The organism is Pseudomonas sp. Tof1 (assembly GCF_055390395.1).
In genome coordinates, this window is the sequence record NZ_AP024344.1 from 651421 (window position 1) to 665963 (window position 14543).

Genomic DNA, 14543 nt, shown 5'->3' on the forward strand with positions numbered 1-14543 from the left:
TATAACAATATGTGATTGCAAGTGGATAGCCTCCGAAGTCTATAGATCCCTCTATTCCACGCATCTCACGTTCTTCAGGCTGAAGGTGAGGCCGGTTCATGTTGACGGCCCAGGCGCGACAACAGCAGCTTGTCGAGCAGCCAGACCACGATCAGCGATGCCCCCACCAGCGGGAACAGCACCGCCAGTACCAGCATCACCAGCATCGCGCTCTTCCAGCGTGGCAGGTCGTGGCGCAGCGGTGGCACGCCGAGGCTGCCCTGCGGGCGACGCTTCCACCACATGACCAGGCCGCTGACCGAACCCAGCAGGATCATCAGGCAGATCAGCAGGATCACCAGTTGGTTGATCGGTCCGAACAGCTTGCCCTCGTGCAGCATCACGCCCATCTCGGTGGCCCGGGCGACGTTGCCGTATTGCTGCCAGCGCACGTCGGCCAGGACCGTGCCGGTGTATTGGTCGACATGCAGGGTCGCGTCGTTGCGCGGGTCGTCGGCGAACACGGCGATGGTGAAGACGCCCTCGGCGGTGGTCGGCAGGGTGATGCTGTAGCCGCGCTCGACCTGGCGCGCGGTGGCGATGTCGACCACCTGCTGCAGGGCGATGCCCGGTGCCGCCGGGCCGGCCGAGGCGCCGCCGTGATGCATGTGCTCGGCGTGGTCGCCGGACATCGGCATCGGCGTGTTTTCCATGGCCCAGGGCACGGTCTGGCGTGCTGCCGTGTTCAGGCTGCGGGCCTCGACGTCGGACTTGGGCATGTTGTTCCACATCGGGTCCGGAAACCTGTTCCAGACCTCGGCGTACTGCTTGCCCCAGAAGCCGGTCCAGGTCATGCCGCTGAGCAGCATCAACAGCAGCAGGATCGAGCCCCAGAACCCGCTGACCGCATGCAGGTCGCGCCACAGGACCCGGCCCCGGGCGTTCAGGCGCGGCCAGAGCACACCGCCCTGGGAACGGCCGCGCGGCCACCAGAGGTAGACCCCGGACACCACCAGCATCACGCCCCAGCCGGCGGCCAGTTCCACCAGGCGGTCGCCGACGGTGCCGATCATCAGTTCGCCGTGCAGGGCGCGTGCAACGGCCTGCAGGTTGAGCTTGGCGTCCTGTTCGCCGAGCACGTTGCCGCGGTAGGGATCGATGAACACGTTGAGTTCGCGGCCGTCCCGGATCACCACGAACTGCGCGCTGCGCCCGGCAGTGGCGGGCGGCAGGTACTGCTTGATCCGCGCCTGTGGATAAGTGGCCTGGACCCGCCGCATCTGCTCGTCGGCGCTGATCAGCTGATGGCCGGGCTCGACCTTGAGCAGGTGGCCGTACATCAGCGGGTCGAGCTGTGGCTTGAACAGGTAGATGATCCCGGTCAGCGCCAGCAGGATCATGAACGGGGCGACGAACAGCCCGGCGTAGAAATGCCAGCGCCAGGCCAGGTTGTAGAAAGAGATTTTCGGTTGGCTCATGGGAGCGCTCCGCAAGGTTTGATGATTCGGGTATTGGATATGTGGTTGTTTTTTGTAGGAGCAGGCAAGTCGGGTCGCCGCATCGCCTGCTCCTACAAAGTCGGTGGTGTTCTTTAGAAAGCCATGTCCACCTTGGTCCAGAAGGTCCGCCCCGGTTCGTTGATCGCCTGCGGGTCGTTGGCCGGGTAGCCGAAGCCGGCGTTACCCGCCAGGTTCAGGTGTTCGGCATAGGCCTTGTTGAACAGGTTGTCGACGCCCGTGCTGAGCTTCACGTGTTTGTTGAGGCGGTACGCGCCGTTGAGGGAGAACACGCCGAAGCCGGCACTTTTGGAGAAATCCTTGCCGACCACGTTGCCCTTGTTCTGGTCGATGCGGTTCTGCGCCGCGACCACCCGCCACAAGGCGCCGGCACTCCAGTCGTCCTCGCTGTAGGTCAGGCCGAAGCGGCTGTCGAGCGGCGGGATCTGCGGCAGGGCCTTGCCATCGCTGGTGTTCTTGCCCCAGGCATAGGCCAGGGTCGCGTCGGCCTTCCAGTTGGAGGTCAGTTGATAGGCCGCGCCGAGTTCGCCGCCCATGATCCGCGCATCGACGTTCTGTGCCTGGGAGGTCATGCCCATCATGCCGGGCTGGTATTCGAACAGGATGAAGTCGCGCACCTGGCCGATGTAGCCCGAGGCCCAGGCTTCCAGGTCGGCGGTCTTGTATTGCACGCCGAAGTCCAGTTGCGTGGTCTTCTCCGGCTTGATCGCGTCGAAGGCATTGAGCGACCCGCCCGGGCCGCTGTTGGGCGAGAACAGCTCCCAGTAGTCGGGGAAGCGTTCGGCGTGGCCGAGGCCGGCGTAGAACGTGGCCGGTGTCTCGGCCAGGTCGTGCTCGTAGCGGACGAAGCCGCTGGGCAGGGTGTCGGCGCGGGTGTCGTCGGCGGTCGGATTGGCCCGCGCGCTCATGCCGGAGCCGAGGGTCTGCCGCAAGTCCCGGGCCGAGGCGCGGTCCAGTCGTGCACCACCGATCAGGCGATCGCGCTCGGCGGCGTACCAGGTCAGCTCGCCGAACACACCGTAGTTGTGGAAATCGGCGTCCCTGGTCCGTGGCAGGTCCTTGTAGGTGTCGATGCCCATGCTGCTGCGCTGGCGGTGCTCGTTGGTCTGGGCGTCGAGGCCGCCGATCAGTTGCCAGTCGGCCCAGTGCCAGGTGGCCTTGATCCGCGCGCCCAGGGTGCGGCGGTCGACGTTGGAGGCCATGGGGCCGGCCATCATCCCGGTGCCGGACGGCTGGCGCAGGGTGTAGTTGTCCATCACATGGTCGGCGTAGTTGTAGTAGACCTGGGCTTCGAGCTTGTCGAGCACGTCGCCGATGTTCGATTTCTCGAAGCGCAGGCCGAGGCTTTCGCGCTTGAACTGTGCGCCGTCCATGCCGCGCCCGGCGTAGCGCGCCTCGCCGTCGCCCTTGCCGGCGGTGAGTTCCAGCAGGGTGTCGGCGTCCGGGGTCCAGCCGAGGGCGACGTCGCCGTTCCACTTGTCGTAGCGCGAGGGCACGGTGTCGTTGTGACCATCCTTGTAGTCATCGGCGTGGGCCTGGTTGCCGATCACCCGGATGTAGCCGAGCGGGCCGCCTGCGGCGGCATCCACCAGCTTGTCGAAACGGCCGTTGGAACCGGCGAGGACACTGGCGTTGATCCGGCTGCCGAGTTCGCCGAAGTGTTCCGGCTCGCGGTCGAACAGGATCGTCCCGGCGGAGGCGCCCGGGCCCCAGAGCACGGTTTGCGGGCCCTTGATCACGGTCAGCTTGTCGTAGGTTTCCGGCGAGATGTAGGAGGTCGGTGCATCCATCCGGCCCGGGCAGGCGCCGAGCATCATGCTGCCGTTGGTGAGGATGTTCAGGCGCGAGCCGAACATGCCGCGCAGCACCGGGTCGCCGTTGGTGCCGCCATTGCGCACCAGGGCGAAGCCGGGAATGGTCTTGAGGTAGTCGCCGCCATCGCTGGCCGGTACCGGCTGGCGCGGGTCCCTGGGGTTGGTGATGACCGTCAGCGGCGAGCTGGGCGCGACGGCGGTGATCACGGTCGGACTGATTTCCCGGGCGTGCTGGTCGTGGTCGTCTGCGGCATCGGCAGCGAACACCGTCGGTGCCAGCAGCGCTGCGCACATGAGAGCAGTGGCCTGGCGCAGGCTCAGGTGCAGCTCGTTCGGGACGAAAGGGTTTTTCGCCCGCGCAGCGCGCAGGCGAGTCTTTGCAGTGGACATAGGTGTTCCATCATTCAAGCGAATACAACACGGCCACCGCGCTGCGGTTACAGGGCGGTCAAGCCGGGTGAGAGAGAGCTCGTTACCTGATGGAAGGCTGGCGGCGCGCGGGTGCGGGCACCGGGGAAGATGCTCTGCCGGGCATGTCCCAGACGGGTTCGGGAGTCGACCGTGGGGACCGGTCGGGGGCCGTCGAGGGCGGCGAAGCTCAGGGTCTGCGGCAGTGCCGGGCAACTGAACAGCAGGCTGCAGTAGCCGCATTTTTCCCAGAGCGCATGGTGTTCGGCGCTATTGCCGTGGTGCTCGCTGGCGTCTTGCCCGGCCTGTGTGCCGTGGTGACCGGGCATGTCCATGGGCATTGCCATGTCCATGTTCATCGCCATCGACATGGCGTGCCGGTCCATCGGCATCGCCTGGGAAATCAGCGGACCGATGAAGATCATCAGCATGGCGAACAGGCTCAGCCAACTGCCGCGTACCTGGGTGCGGGAGTGGCTGGAGCTGCTGCGGCGAGTGCGCATGGCGTGCAACGGGGCCGAGGCTTACTGGGCGTGCATGTGCATCTTGTCCGGGGTCGCGGCAGGTGCCTGCTTCTGCACCGAGACCTCGACGGTGACAGCGCCGGCCTTCTCGAAGTGCAGGGTTAGCGGGAAATGCTGGCCGTCCTGCAGCAGGCTGCGGTCGCGCAGATCGAGCAGCATCACATGGTAGGCCATGGGCGCGAACCTGACCTCGCCCTTGGCGGGGATGGTCACGTCCGGCACCTGTTGCATCTTCATCAGGTTCGCCTGCATCACATGCTCGTGCAATTCGGCCTTGCCGGCGATGGGGCTGTCGACGCCGGTCAGGCGGTCGGCCGTTGTCCCCTGGTTATGCAGCGTGAAATAGGCCGCGACCGTGGGCGCGTTGGGTGGCAGTTCCTGGGACCATGGGTGGTCGATCCGTAGGTCGCCAACGGTGAATTCGTGGGCATCGGCAAAACCGACGGGCAGCAGCAAGGCGGCCAGAAGCAGGGCATTCTTGAGCATGGGAGTTCTCCATAACGATTCGAAACGCAAAGGGTTGCGAGTGTGAATCAGGCCGCTGGAGAGGCTCGGGGATTGAGTGAGGGCCACTGTTGTCGCGGTGTCGGCGAGTCGACCGGGAGGGCCGCGTGCAGCGGGCCGCTTTCGGTCGGCGCAAGTGCCAGTTGCGGCACATGGCCGGGCAAGGCCACCAGTGGCGCGGAGCCGGAGCAGCACCAGCAATGCTGCATGTTGGAGTGGTCATCGCTCGGGGGCGCTTTCTGCTCCAGCTTGCCGATGACGGTGGCAACCAGCTTGGTACCGCTGGCCGAGCAGAAACTGCCCCAGAGCAGCTGGTCGGTGGCGGAGCGATCCGCCGCTGGCGCCATGGCCCCGGAAATCGGCATGGCAAGCAGATTGAACAGCACTGCGAGGCAGGCGATCCAGGTAGCTGCGGCGAGCCGTTGTCGGGACATGGAAGGGTTTCCGTCGGATGTTTCAAACCGGTGGGTTATTTAGCCTGAACGTCCTGCATAAGTAAAAGCACGGGCTGCGGTGAAAGGTCGCAATACTTTGTAGGCTGTTTGCCGCAGGCGCTCCGGGAAAGCGTAGCAGCCCTGACGGGATGGCGAAGTCGGTCAACTCAGCGGAACGCTATGCACCTCGATGTTGACGCCCAGTGTGGTACGTATGACGGCGAAGATCGCTGCCAGGTTGTCCATGCTGGGATTGCCATTGGCCGAAAGCATCCGGTGCAGGCTCTTGCTCGGTTTGTCGGTTTCCCGGGCGAGGCCTTCGAAACCCACCGTGGCGTTGACCAGGTCGCGCAGGATGACCCGGGCCATTTCCGGCTCGCCATTGAGAAACAGGCTGGCGGCCTCGTCGAGCAGTGCCTCGGCGAATGCCGGGTCGCGTTGCGCGCGCTCGGCGATGGTCTGTTTGAAGCTGCGGCTCAGCACCATGGGATTTACCTCGTTTGCGGTTCTATGCGTCTGCGACGTTTGTATTCTTCAACCAACTGCCTGGCTTGCTGGATGTCTCTTTTCTGAGTCGACTTGTCGCCGCCACCCAACAGGATGATCAGGCGCGTGCCTTCGCGTATCAGGTAGATCCGATAGTCAGGGCCCCAGTCGATGCGGTACTCCCGAGGCCTTCGAACCATTTGATGTTCGAGGTGTTGCCCATCTCCAGTCGGAGCAGGGCGGTGGAAACCTTGGCGGCCGCTTGCACATCCAGTGAAGAGAACCAGCGCTCGAACGGGTTGCTGTGGTTGTCCCGCACGTATTCTTCGAGGTCGATCATCCCTGCTTCTCAAGGTAACAAATAGGTTACTGATTTGACAAGCCGGGATCGTGATCTATTGGAGTGCCGTTGCCAAGGCGGCAAGTGTTTCCTCGATCGTCTGGAACTCGCAGTCCACTGCCGGCAAGGGCGGGCGCCTGAGGACCAGGACCGGCACCGAGCGCTCCCGGGCCACCTGCAGCTTGGGTTCGGTGGCGCCGCTGCCGCTGTTCTTGCTGATCAGCACGTCGATGGCGCGCTGTTCGAACAGGGCTCGTTCCTCTTCCAGGTGAAAGGGGCCGCGGGCGCCGATCACTTCGCAGCGCGCGTTGCCAGGGTAGGGGTCGAGGGCCCTCAGGGTCCAGAACTGGTTCCCGGGATTTCATCCAGGTGCTGCAAGGGCTCGCGGCCGAGGGTGAACAGCGGTCGGCGGAACGGCTCAAGGGCCTTGATCAGTTCGGCCCAGTCCGCCACTTCCCGCCAGTCGTCGCCGGGTTCGGCGACCCAGGCCGGGCGACGCAGGGCCCAGCAGGGGATGCCGCTCGAGTGTGCCGCCGCCGCCGCATTGCGGCTGATCTGCGCAGCGTAGGGATGGGTGGCATCGAGCAGCAGGTCGATGCCCTGCTCGCGGATGAACTGCGCCAGGCCTTCGGCGCCGCCGTAGCCACCGACACGCACCTGGCAGCGCAGGTCGGTGGGCACCCGGCCGACACCGGCGAGGCTGTAGATATGCTGCGGCCCGAGCGTACGGGCGAGCGCCAGGGCTTCGGTGACACCACCCAGCAACAGCAGGCGCTTGATCGGCTGGTTCATTGAAACGCTCCGGCATGGCCGACGATGCCGCCCTGGCGATCGATGGCGAAAACCTCCACCTGCACCTGGGCCGGGACCACGCTGCGGGCGAACTCCAGGGCGTGCCGGCAGACCGCATCGCCGAGGGCGACCCCGGCGGCGCTGGCCATTGCCAGGGCCTGCTGGCTGGTGTTTGCCTGGCGAATGGCCTGTTGCAGGGCCTCGTTGGCACCCACCGCGGCGGCCCATTCGGCCAGTTGCGGCAGGTCGATGCTCGAATGCCGGCTGTGCAGGTCCATGTGTCCGGCCGCCAGCTTGCTGATCTTGCCGAAGCCGCCGCACAGGCTCAGCTTATCCACAGGCACCTTGCGCAGGTGCTTGAGTACGGCGCCGACGAAGTCGCCCATTTCGATCAGGGCGATTTCCGGCAGGTCGTACACCCGGCGCATGGTGTCTTCGCTGGCGTTGCCGGTGCAGGCGGCGATATGCAGGTAGCCGTTGGTCCTGGCGACATCGATGCCCTGGTGGATCGAGGCGATGTAGGCCGAGCAGGAAAATGGCCGGACGATGCCGCTGGTGCCGAGAATCGACAGCCCGCCGAGGATGCCCAGGCGCGGGTTCATGGTTTTCAGCGCCAGCGCTTCGCCGCCCTCGACGTTGACGGTGACCGAGAAGCCCCCGTCGTAGGCGTGTTCGGCCGCCAGTTGCTGCAGGTGTTCGGTGATCATCCTGCGCGGCACCGGATTGATCGCCGGCTCGCCGACCGCCAGCACCAGCCCGGGGCGGGTGACGGTGCCGACGCCGCTGCCGGCGTGGAAGTGCACGCCAGGCTCGGCGGTCAGTCGCACCCGGGTGTACAGCAGCGCGCCATGGGTGACATCCGGATCGTCGCCGGCATCCTTGAGGGTCCCGGCCTCGGCACCGTCCTCGTGCCGGCGGCAGAACTCCAGGCGCATCTCGACCTGCTTGCCCTTGGGCAGGATGATCCGCACCGCGTCATGACTGACGCCGCTCAGCAGCAGGCGCGCCGCCGCCAGGGCAGTGGCGGTGGCGCAACTGCCGGTGGTCAGGCCGCTGCGCAGGGGCGCGGGTTGTTCGGCGGTTTCGTCACGCATGGCTAAGTGCTCCGGCTCCGAGCGAGGCGGGGTCCAGGCAATTTTTTGCGGGCAAGCCCGCTCCCGCAAGGCTCGGGGCTTTCAGGGCATTCAAGGTTTCACCACGTCGAGCAGGGTGATCGGCAAGGCCTGGCGCCAGGTATCGAAGTCGCCCAGGGGTTGGGCCTGGGCGACATGGAGGCGGGTCAGTTCGCCGCCGTGGCTCTGTCGCCAGTTCATCAGCAGCAGTTCGCTTTGCAGGGTCACGGCATTGGCCACCAGCCGTCCGCCGGGCTTGAGCCGGGCCCAGCAGGTCTCGACAACACCGGGAACGGTCACGCCGCCACCGATGAAGATCGCATCCGGCTGTTCCAGCCCGTCCAGGGCCTGCGGGGCATTGCCGCGGACCAGGCGCAACCCGGGGACGCCCAGGGCGTCGCGATTGTGCTCGATCAGTTGCTGGCGGCCTGCGTCCGCTTCGATGGCAATGGCCCGGCAGGAGGGATGGGCACGCATCCACTCGATGCCGATGGAGCCGCTGCCGGCACCAACATCCCAGAGCAGTTCGCCGGGGACCGGTGCGAGGCGGGCCAGGGTAATGGCGCGAACGTCGCGCTTGGTCAGTTGGCCGTCATGGCGGAAGGCGGAGTCCGGCAACCCGCCGATGTGCGACAGGCGGGGCGTGGCCGGGTCGGCCTGGCATTCGATGGCGACCAGGTTGAGGCGGGCGAACGGCTGCTCCTGCCAACCCCGGGCACGGCCATCGATGCGCCGTTCGAGCGGCCCGCCCAGATGCTCCAGCACGCTGACCCGGCTGGGGCCGAAGCCACGCTCGCGCAGCAGGGCGACGATGGCGGCAGGGCTGTGTTCGTCGTTGCTCAGCACCAGCAGGCGCAACCCAGTGTGCAGGTGCGCGCCGAGCGCGGCGACGGGACGGGCGACCACCGACAGGCACACCACTTCCTGCAGGGCCCAGCCCAGGCGGGCAGCGGCCAGCGAATAGGCGGACGGGGCGGGCAGCACGTGCATTTCCTGTGGCTCGACCTGGCGCGCCAGGCTGGCGCCGACGCCGAACAGCATCGGATCGCCGCTGGCCAGCACGCACACCGGCGTGCCGCGCAGGGCCAGTACCGGTTCGAGAGAGAACGGGCTCGGCCAGGCCTGGCGCTCGGCCGTCACGCTCGCAGGCAGCAGGTCGAGCTGGCGCGGCCCACCGAATACCCGCGCCGCGCCCAGCAGTGCCTGCCGGGCGTTTTTGCCGAGGCCATCGAAGCCGTCTTCACCGATTCCCACTACTGTCAGCCAGGGCGCCATCTAGAATCCTCAAAACGCAGCGTTCCGACCGGCAGTCTTTTCATGCCTTCGGACAAAGCAGGCATAATACCGCGCCTTCGACGGCGAAACGCCTTTGGATGACAACGAACACTTTCCCTGACTGCCGGTAACCCCTTGAACGAACACCCGCTTGCCAACGCTGTCCGCCCCTCGGCCTGTCCGGGGTTGTTGCGCATCGTCCCGGCACTGGATGGCGGCATCTGCCGGATCAAGCTGGCTGGTGGGGTGATCAGTGCCGATCAGGCCCGGGCCGTGTCCCAGGCGGCCGCGCGTTATGCCGGCGGAGTGATCGAGGCGACCAACCGGGCCAATCTGCAGATCCGCGGGATCGGGGCGGCGCATCAGGCCCTGATCGACAGCCTGCTGGCGGCCGGGCTTGGGCCCGCTCCCGCAGGAGCAGAGGCAGCCATGGGAAGGGAGCCCGCCACCGGAACGGAGGTATCCCGCGTCAGTGGGGCCGACGATGTGCGCAACCTGATGCTCAGCCCCGGTGCCGGCATCGACTCGCGGATGCTGATCGATACGCGCCCGTTGGCGGCGCAGATTCTCGCCAGCCTGCAGGGCCGGGCGCGCTTCCATGAGCTGTCGGCCAAGTTCGCCATCCAGCTCGACGGCGGCGAGGCCCTGGCGATGCTCGAACATCCCCATGACCTGTGGCTCTCGGCCCTGTCGATCGAGAACCGCCCTTGCCTGGCCTTCGGTCTCGCCGGCTGTCCGGCCGCTGATGCGCCGCTGGCGGCGGTGCCTCTGGAGCACGGGCATGCGCTGGTGGTGGCGGTACTGGAGCTGTTTCTCGACCTGGCCCGTCCCGAGCAGACACGCATGCGGCATCTCCTGGCCGAGATGTCGAGCGCCGCGTTCCTGGCACAACTGGCCGAACGGCTCGGCTTCACGCCACTGGCCGTTGGCGACTGGCGTCGGGCGCCCGCCACCGACGGGCTGCATGTGGGAACTTATCCACAGCGCCAGCCGGGCCTGGTCCATGTCGGCGCGGTGTTTCCCCTGGGCCGCCTCGATACGGCAATGCTTGAGGGCGTTGCCCAACTGGCGCAGCAATACGGTGACGGCAACCTGCGCCTGACGCCCTGGCAAAGCCTGTTGCTGCCCGGCATCCGCCAGGAACAGGCGAGCCAGGTCAGCGCACGGCTGCAACAGCTTGGCCTGCTCTGCGATGCCGACCAGCCGCTGGCACGCATCATCGCCTGCACCGGTTCTGCCGGCTGCGCCAAGGGGCAGGCCGACACCAAGGCCGATGCCCGCCGTCTGGCGACACTTCTGCCGGTGCCTGCCCTGGCCGTGCACCTGTCCGGCTGCCAACGTTCCTGCGCCGCGGCCCATGTGGCCCCGGCCACGTTGCTGGCGGTCGGCCCGGGCCGCTACGACCTTTATTTTCGTGATGCAGCCCAGCCCGGCTTCGGCCTGCTGCACGCGCGCAACCTTACTATTGATGCGGCGGGCGCCCTGCTCGAAGCCCGCTCACGGAGCAGTACCGATGATTGATTACATCCGCGATGGTCAGGAGATCTATCGCAACTCCTTCGCGATCATTCGCGCGGAGGCGAACCTGGCGCGAATCCCCGCCGACCTGGAAAAACTGGCCGTGCGGGTGATCCATGCCTGCGGCATGGTCGATGCCATCGATGGCCTGCAATTTTCGCCGGGGGCCGGCAAGGCCGGGCGCGAGGCCCTGGCGGCCGGGGCACCGATCCTCTGCGATGCGCGGATGGTGGCCGAGGGGATCACCCGTGCCCGCCTGCCGGCCGACAACCCGGTGATCTGCACCCTGCGTGACGAGCGCGTACCGGCGCTGGCGCAGGAACTGGGCAATACCCGCTCGGCGGTGGCCCTGGAATTGTGGCGGCCGCATCTGGAAGGCAGCGTGGTGGTGATCGGTAATGCGCCGACGTCGCTGTTCTATCTGCTGGAAATGCTCGATGCCGGAGCGCCGAAACCGGCGCTGATCCTCGGCTTCCCGGTGGGCTTCGTCGGCGCCGCCGAATCCAAGGCGATGCTCGCCGCCGACAGCCGTGGCGTGCCGTTCGTGATCATGCAGGGCCGCCTCGGCGGCAGCGCCATGGCCGCCGCGGCTGTCAATGCCCTCGCTACGGAGGTGGAATGATGCACAAGCCAGGACGTCTGATCGGCCTCGGCGTGGGGCCGGGTGATCCGGAGCTGATCACGGTGAAGGCGCTGCGCCTGCTGCGCGAGTCGCCAGTGGTGGCGTACTTCGTCGCCAAGGGCAAGAAGGGCAATGCCTTCGGTATCATCGAAGGGCATCTGCAGCAGGCCCAGGCCCTGCTGCCGCTGGTCTACCCGGTGACCACCGAAGCCCTGCCGGCACCGCTGTCCTACGAGCAGGTGATCAGCGACTTCTACGACGAAGCCAGCCTGGAGGTGGCCGCGCACCTGGATGCCGGCCGCGATGTGGCGGTGATCTGCGAGGGTGATCCGTTCTTCTACGGCTCCTACATGTACCTGCACGACCGCCTGGCCGACCGCTACGAAGCCCAGGTGGTCCCTGGCGTCTGCTCGATGCTCGGGGGGGCCTCGGTGCTCGGCGTGCCGCTGGTGTATCGCAACCAGAGCCTGTCGGTGCTGTCCGGCGTGCTGCCCCACGACGAACTCAAGCGCCGCCTGGCCGACGCCGATGCGGCGGTGGTCATGAAGCTGGGGCGCAACTTCCCCAAGGTTCGCCAGGTCCTGGAAGAACTGGGGCTGGCTGGCCGCGCCCTGTATGTGGAACGGGCCACCATGGCCAACCAGAAGATCGTCCCGCTCGATGAGGTGGACCCGATGTCCTCGCCGTATTTCTCGCTGATCATCGTGCCCGGTGAACGGTGGCAGGGATGAGTCGCCCGGCACCGGCCATTGTCATCCTCGGCAATGGCAGCCTGGCCACCGCGCGCAGGCTTCAGCAGATCTACCCGAATGCCCTGATCCACGGCCTGGCCGAGCGGGTCGAGGGCGCTGACCGCAGCTACAGCGAGTTCGGCGCGACCTTGCGCCAGCTCTATCAGCAGGACACGCCGATCATCGCCCTGTGTGCGGCCGGTATCGTCATCCGCAGCCTGGCCCCGGTGCTGCTGGAGAAGGGCGCCGAGCCACCGGTGCTGGCGGTGGCCGAGGATGGCAGCGCGGTGGTGCCGTTGCTCGGCGGGCTGGGTGGGGTGAACGTCATGGCCCGGGAAATGGCCGCCGGCCTGGGGGTGGCGGCCGCGATTACCACCAGTGGCGAACTGCGCTTCGGCACCTGCCTGCTCAATCCGCCGAGCGGTTACGCCCTGGCCGACCTGGAGCTGGGCAAGCGTTTCGTCTCGGATCTGCTGGCGGGCGAAAGCGTGCGGGTCGAGGGCGACGCACCCTGGCTGGCCGAGGCGCGTTTGCCCGAGCACCAGGACGCCCGGTTGTCGATTCACGTGGGCAGCGCCGAGCGCACGCCGACCACGGACGAGCTGCTGATCTATCCGCGCTGCGTGCTGGCGGCGGTTTCGGCGGAGGTGCCGGAGCTGGCCGAACGCGTGCGTGCGGCGCTGCGGGAGGCGGGGATTGCACAACAGTCCCTGGCCTGCCTGCTGGCTGCGGACACGCAGATGGCCAGCCCGGCCTTGCATGAGGCCGCCGGGCAACTGGGGGTGCCACTGCGTTTCGGCGTGGCCGCCGCCGACATCGAGACGCTGGCGCGGCAGGCGCTCCCGTCAGCCTCGCTTCGCATCAGTGGGGAGTTGACGCTGGCCGTTGCCGCGCAGCCGCTGGACCCGCTGCAAATCGGCCGTCCGCGCGGCCGCCTGGCTGTGATCGGCCTCGGCCCCGGTGCGGCCGAGCTGATGGTGCCGGCGGTCAGGGCCGAACTGGATCGGGCCAATGATGTGCTCGGTTACGAGACCTACGTGCGCATGGCCGGACCGTTCCGGGCCGACCAGGTGCTGCACTGCACCGACAACCGCGAGGAGATGCAGCGTGCCCGGCACGCCTTCGAGCTGGCTGCCGCGGGGCGTTCGGTGGTGGTGGTATCGTCCGGCGACCCGGGAGTGTTCGCCATGGCGGCGGCGGTGCTCGAGGCCTTGCACGAGTCTGACAACCCCGCCTGGCAGGGTGTCGAGCTGGAGATCCTGCCCGGCGTTTCCGCTTCGCTGGCCACCGCCGCCCAGGCCGGGGCACCGTTGGGGCACGACTTCTGCGTGATGTCGCTGTCGGACAACCTCAAGCCCTGGACTATCATCGAGAAACGCCTCGATCTCGCCGCCGAGGCTGACCTCGCCCTGGCGTTCTACAATCCGATTTCCCGTTCCCGCCCCTGGCAACTGGGCCGGGCACTGGAGATCGTGGCCCGGCATCGCACGCCGCAGACGCCAGTGGTGCTGGGGCGCGACATCGGTCGACCAGGGCAGACGCTGCGGGTGACCACCCTGGGCAAGCTGACTCCGGACCAGGTGGACATGCGCACCCTGGTCATCGTCGGTTCGTCCACCACCTGCGTGTTTCCCCGCGCCGAGGGTGGCGAGTGGGTCTACACGCCACGCTGGTACGGCGAGAAACCGGGTTCCTGAGCGGCCCTCAGGGCGCCAGGTAGCCGCGTACCCCGGTAAAGATGATCTGCGCCGCCAGGGCGCAGACGAACAGGCCCATCAGGCGGCTGACGATCTGCAGCCCCTGGTCGCCCAGCAGTCGTTCGATCCGGTTCGACAGGTACAGCACCACGCCGACGGTAAGGCTCGCCAGGGCGATACTGACGATAGCGGTGAGCTTGTCGTCCCAGTGCGGCTGGCTCACGCCCATCACCAGCAGCGCACCGATGGTGCCGGGGCCTACCGTCAGCGGGATGGTCAGCGGCACGATGGTCACGTCCTGCTGCACATTGTCGCTCTGTACCGCCGACTTGCCCTGGGCCATGCCCAGCGCCGAGATGAACAGCACGCTCCCCGCGCCGATGCGGAAGGCATCCACGGTGATACCGAACACGCTGAAGATGACCCGTCCGAACAGGTACAGCAGGACGCTGGACACCAGGGTGGCAAGGGCGACTTTCCAGGCCAGGCGACGGCGCTCCTTGCTGGAGTAGCCGCGGGTCAGGCTGATGAAGCAGGAGAGGACGAAGAACGGGCTGTAGAGCACCAGCATCTTCAGGTAAACGCTGAACAACACGTGGAGCATGGTCTGAGCTCGAACGGAGAAGGGCCCGGGCAGTCTATCAGGCGCTAGTGGCCTGTGTGGCTAATTCGCATACCCCACTCCGGGCCCATGGCTTCGCCAGGCTGCGTTGCCATTCTGCCACGACTCGTCATGGCGCCTTGTCTGGCAAAACCCTGGTCCCGAATCTGAGTCTTCGAATTAACCGTA

The 14543-nt window shown here is 66.9% G+C and carries 13 protein-coding genes and 2 pseudogenes; 4 read left to right on the forward strand and 11 right to left on the reverse strand.

Annotated features, from left to right (window positions below; translation table 11 throughout):
• Positions 1-74 precede the first annotated feature (74 nt).
• The 10 genes and pseudogenes from ACZ5KU_RS02915 to cbiE all read right to left on the reverse strand — a co-directional run bounded on the left by ACZ5KU_RS02915 (position 75) and on the right by cbiE (position 9185).
• Entirely contained in the window at positions 75-1457 is a 1383-nt protein-coding gene (locus ACZ5KU_RS02915; protein ID WP_464736815.1) for a PepSY-associated TM helix domain-containing protein, read from the reverse strand.
• A 113-nt stretch (positions 1458-1570) separates the two neighbouring features.
• Positions 1571-3604: a TonB-dependent copper receptor gene (locus ACZ5KU_RS02920; RefSeq protein ID WP_464737383.1), complete on the reverse strand. Its 2034-nt coding sequence runs from the start codon at positions 3602-3604 to the stop codon at positions 1571-1573.
• 143 nt (positions 3605-3747) lie between these two features.
• Complete coding sequence (locus ACZ5KU_RS02925) at positions 3748-4221, reverse strand: DUF2946 domain-containing protein (RefSeq protein WP_054062172.1); 474 nt, start codon at positions 4219-4221, stop codon at positions 3748-3750.
• A 21-nt stretch (positions 4222-4242) separates the two neighbouring features.
• Complete coding sequence (locus ACZ5KU_RS02930; protein ID WP_054060498.1) at positions 4243-4728, reverse strand: copper chaperone PCu(A)C; 486 nt, start codon at positions 4726-4728, stop codon at positions 4243-4245.
• A 47-nt stretch (positions 4729-4775) separates the two neighbouring features.
• Positions 4776-5180: a DUF2946 domain-containing protein gene (locus ACZ5KU_RS02935; protein WP_273822189.1), complete on the reverse strand. Its 405-nt coding sequence runs from the start codon at positions 5178-5180 to the stop codon at positions 4776-4778.
• 162 nt (positions 5181-5342) lie between these two features.
• Entirely contained in the window at positions 5343-5666 is a 324-nt protein-coding gene (locus ACZ5KU_RS02940; protein WP_416771570.1) for a helix-turn-helix domain-containing transcriptional regulator, read from the reverse strand.
• Between the two features lie 5 nt (positions 5667-5671).
• Positions 5672-6006 (reverse strand): annotated as a pseudogene (locus ACZ5KU_RS02945) (type II toxin-antitoxin system RelE/ParE family toxin).
• Between the two features lie 55 nt (positions 6007-6061).
• A pseudogene (locus ACZ5KU_RS02950) lies at positions 6062-6786 on the reverse strand (cobalt-precorrin-6A reductase).
• 8 nt (positions 6787-6794) lie between these two features.
• Complete coding sequence (locus ACZ5KU_RS02955; protein WP_054062174.1) at positions 6795-7892, reverse strand: cobalt-precorrin-5B (C(1))-methyltransferase; 1098 nt, start codon at positions 7890-7892, stop codon at positions 6795-6797.
• 90 nt (positions 7893-7982) lie between these two features.
• Entirely contained in the window at positions 7983-9185 is a 1203-nt protein-coding gene (cbiE, locus tag ACZ5KU_RS02960) for a precorrin-6y C5,15-methyltransferase (decarboxylating) subunit CbiE (protein ID WP_464736816.1), read from the reverse strand.
• Positions 9186-9320: 135 nt separating this feature from the next.
• Here cbiE and cobG point away from each other — a divergent pair, with 135 nt between their 5' ends.
• From cobG to cobJ, 4 genes are read left to right on the forward strand one after another with little or no spacing between them, the layout of a single operon-like run.
• Positions 9321-10706 carry a precorrin-3B synthase gene (gene cobG, locus ACZ5KU_RS02965; protein WP_464736817.1) on the forward strand — a complete coding sequence of 462 codons (1386 nt, stop codon included), beginning with the start codon at positions 9321-9323 and terminating at the stop codon, positions 10704-10706.
• On the forward strand, positions 10699-11325 hold the full coding sequence (locus ACZ5KU_RS02970) for a precorrin-8X methylmutase (protein WP_054062177.1): 627 nt from the start codon (positions 10699-10701) through the stop codon (positions 11323-11325). The genes cobG and ACZ5KU_RS02970 overlap by 8 nt, the downstream gene beginning before the upstream one ends.
• Positions 11325-12056, forward strand: a complete 732-nt coding sequence (locus ACZ5KU_RS02975) for a precorrin-2 C(20)-methyltransferase (protein WP_054061570.1) — start codon at positions 11325-11327, stop codon at positions 12054-12056. Before ACZ5KU_RS02970 ends, ACZ5KU_RS02975 begins: the two co-directional genes overlap by 1 nt.
• Positions 12053-13753 carry a precorrin-3B C(17)-methyltransferase gene (gene cobJ, locus ACZ5KU_RS02980; RefSeq protein WP_054062179.1) on the forward strand — a complete coding sequence of 567 codons (1701 nt, stop codon included), beginning with the start codon at positions 12053-12055 and terminating at the stop codon, positions 13751-13753. Before ACZ5KU_RS02975 ends, cobJ begins: the two co-directional genes overlap by 4 nt.
• Before the next feature lie 7 nt (positions 13754-13760).
• Here cobJ and ACZ5KU_RS02985 read toward each other — a convergent pair whose 3' ends face one another.
• The gene (locus ACZ5KU_RS02985; RefSeq protein WP_054059598.1) at positions 13761-14357 is read right to left on the reverse strand and encodes a MarC family protein; all 597 of its coding nucleotides are present in this window, start codon (positions 14355-14357) and stop codon (positions 13761-13763) included.
• Positions 14358-14543: the final 186 nt, after the last annotated feature.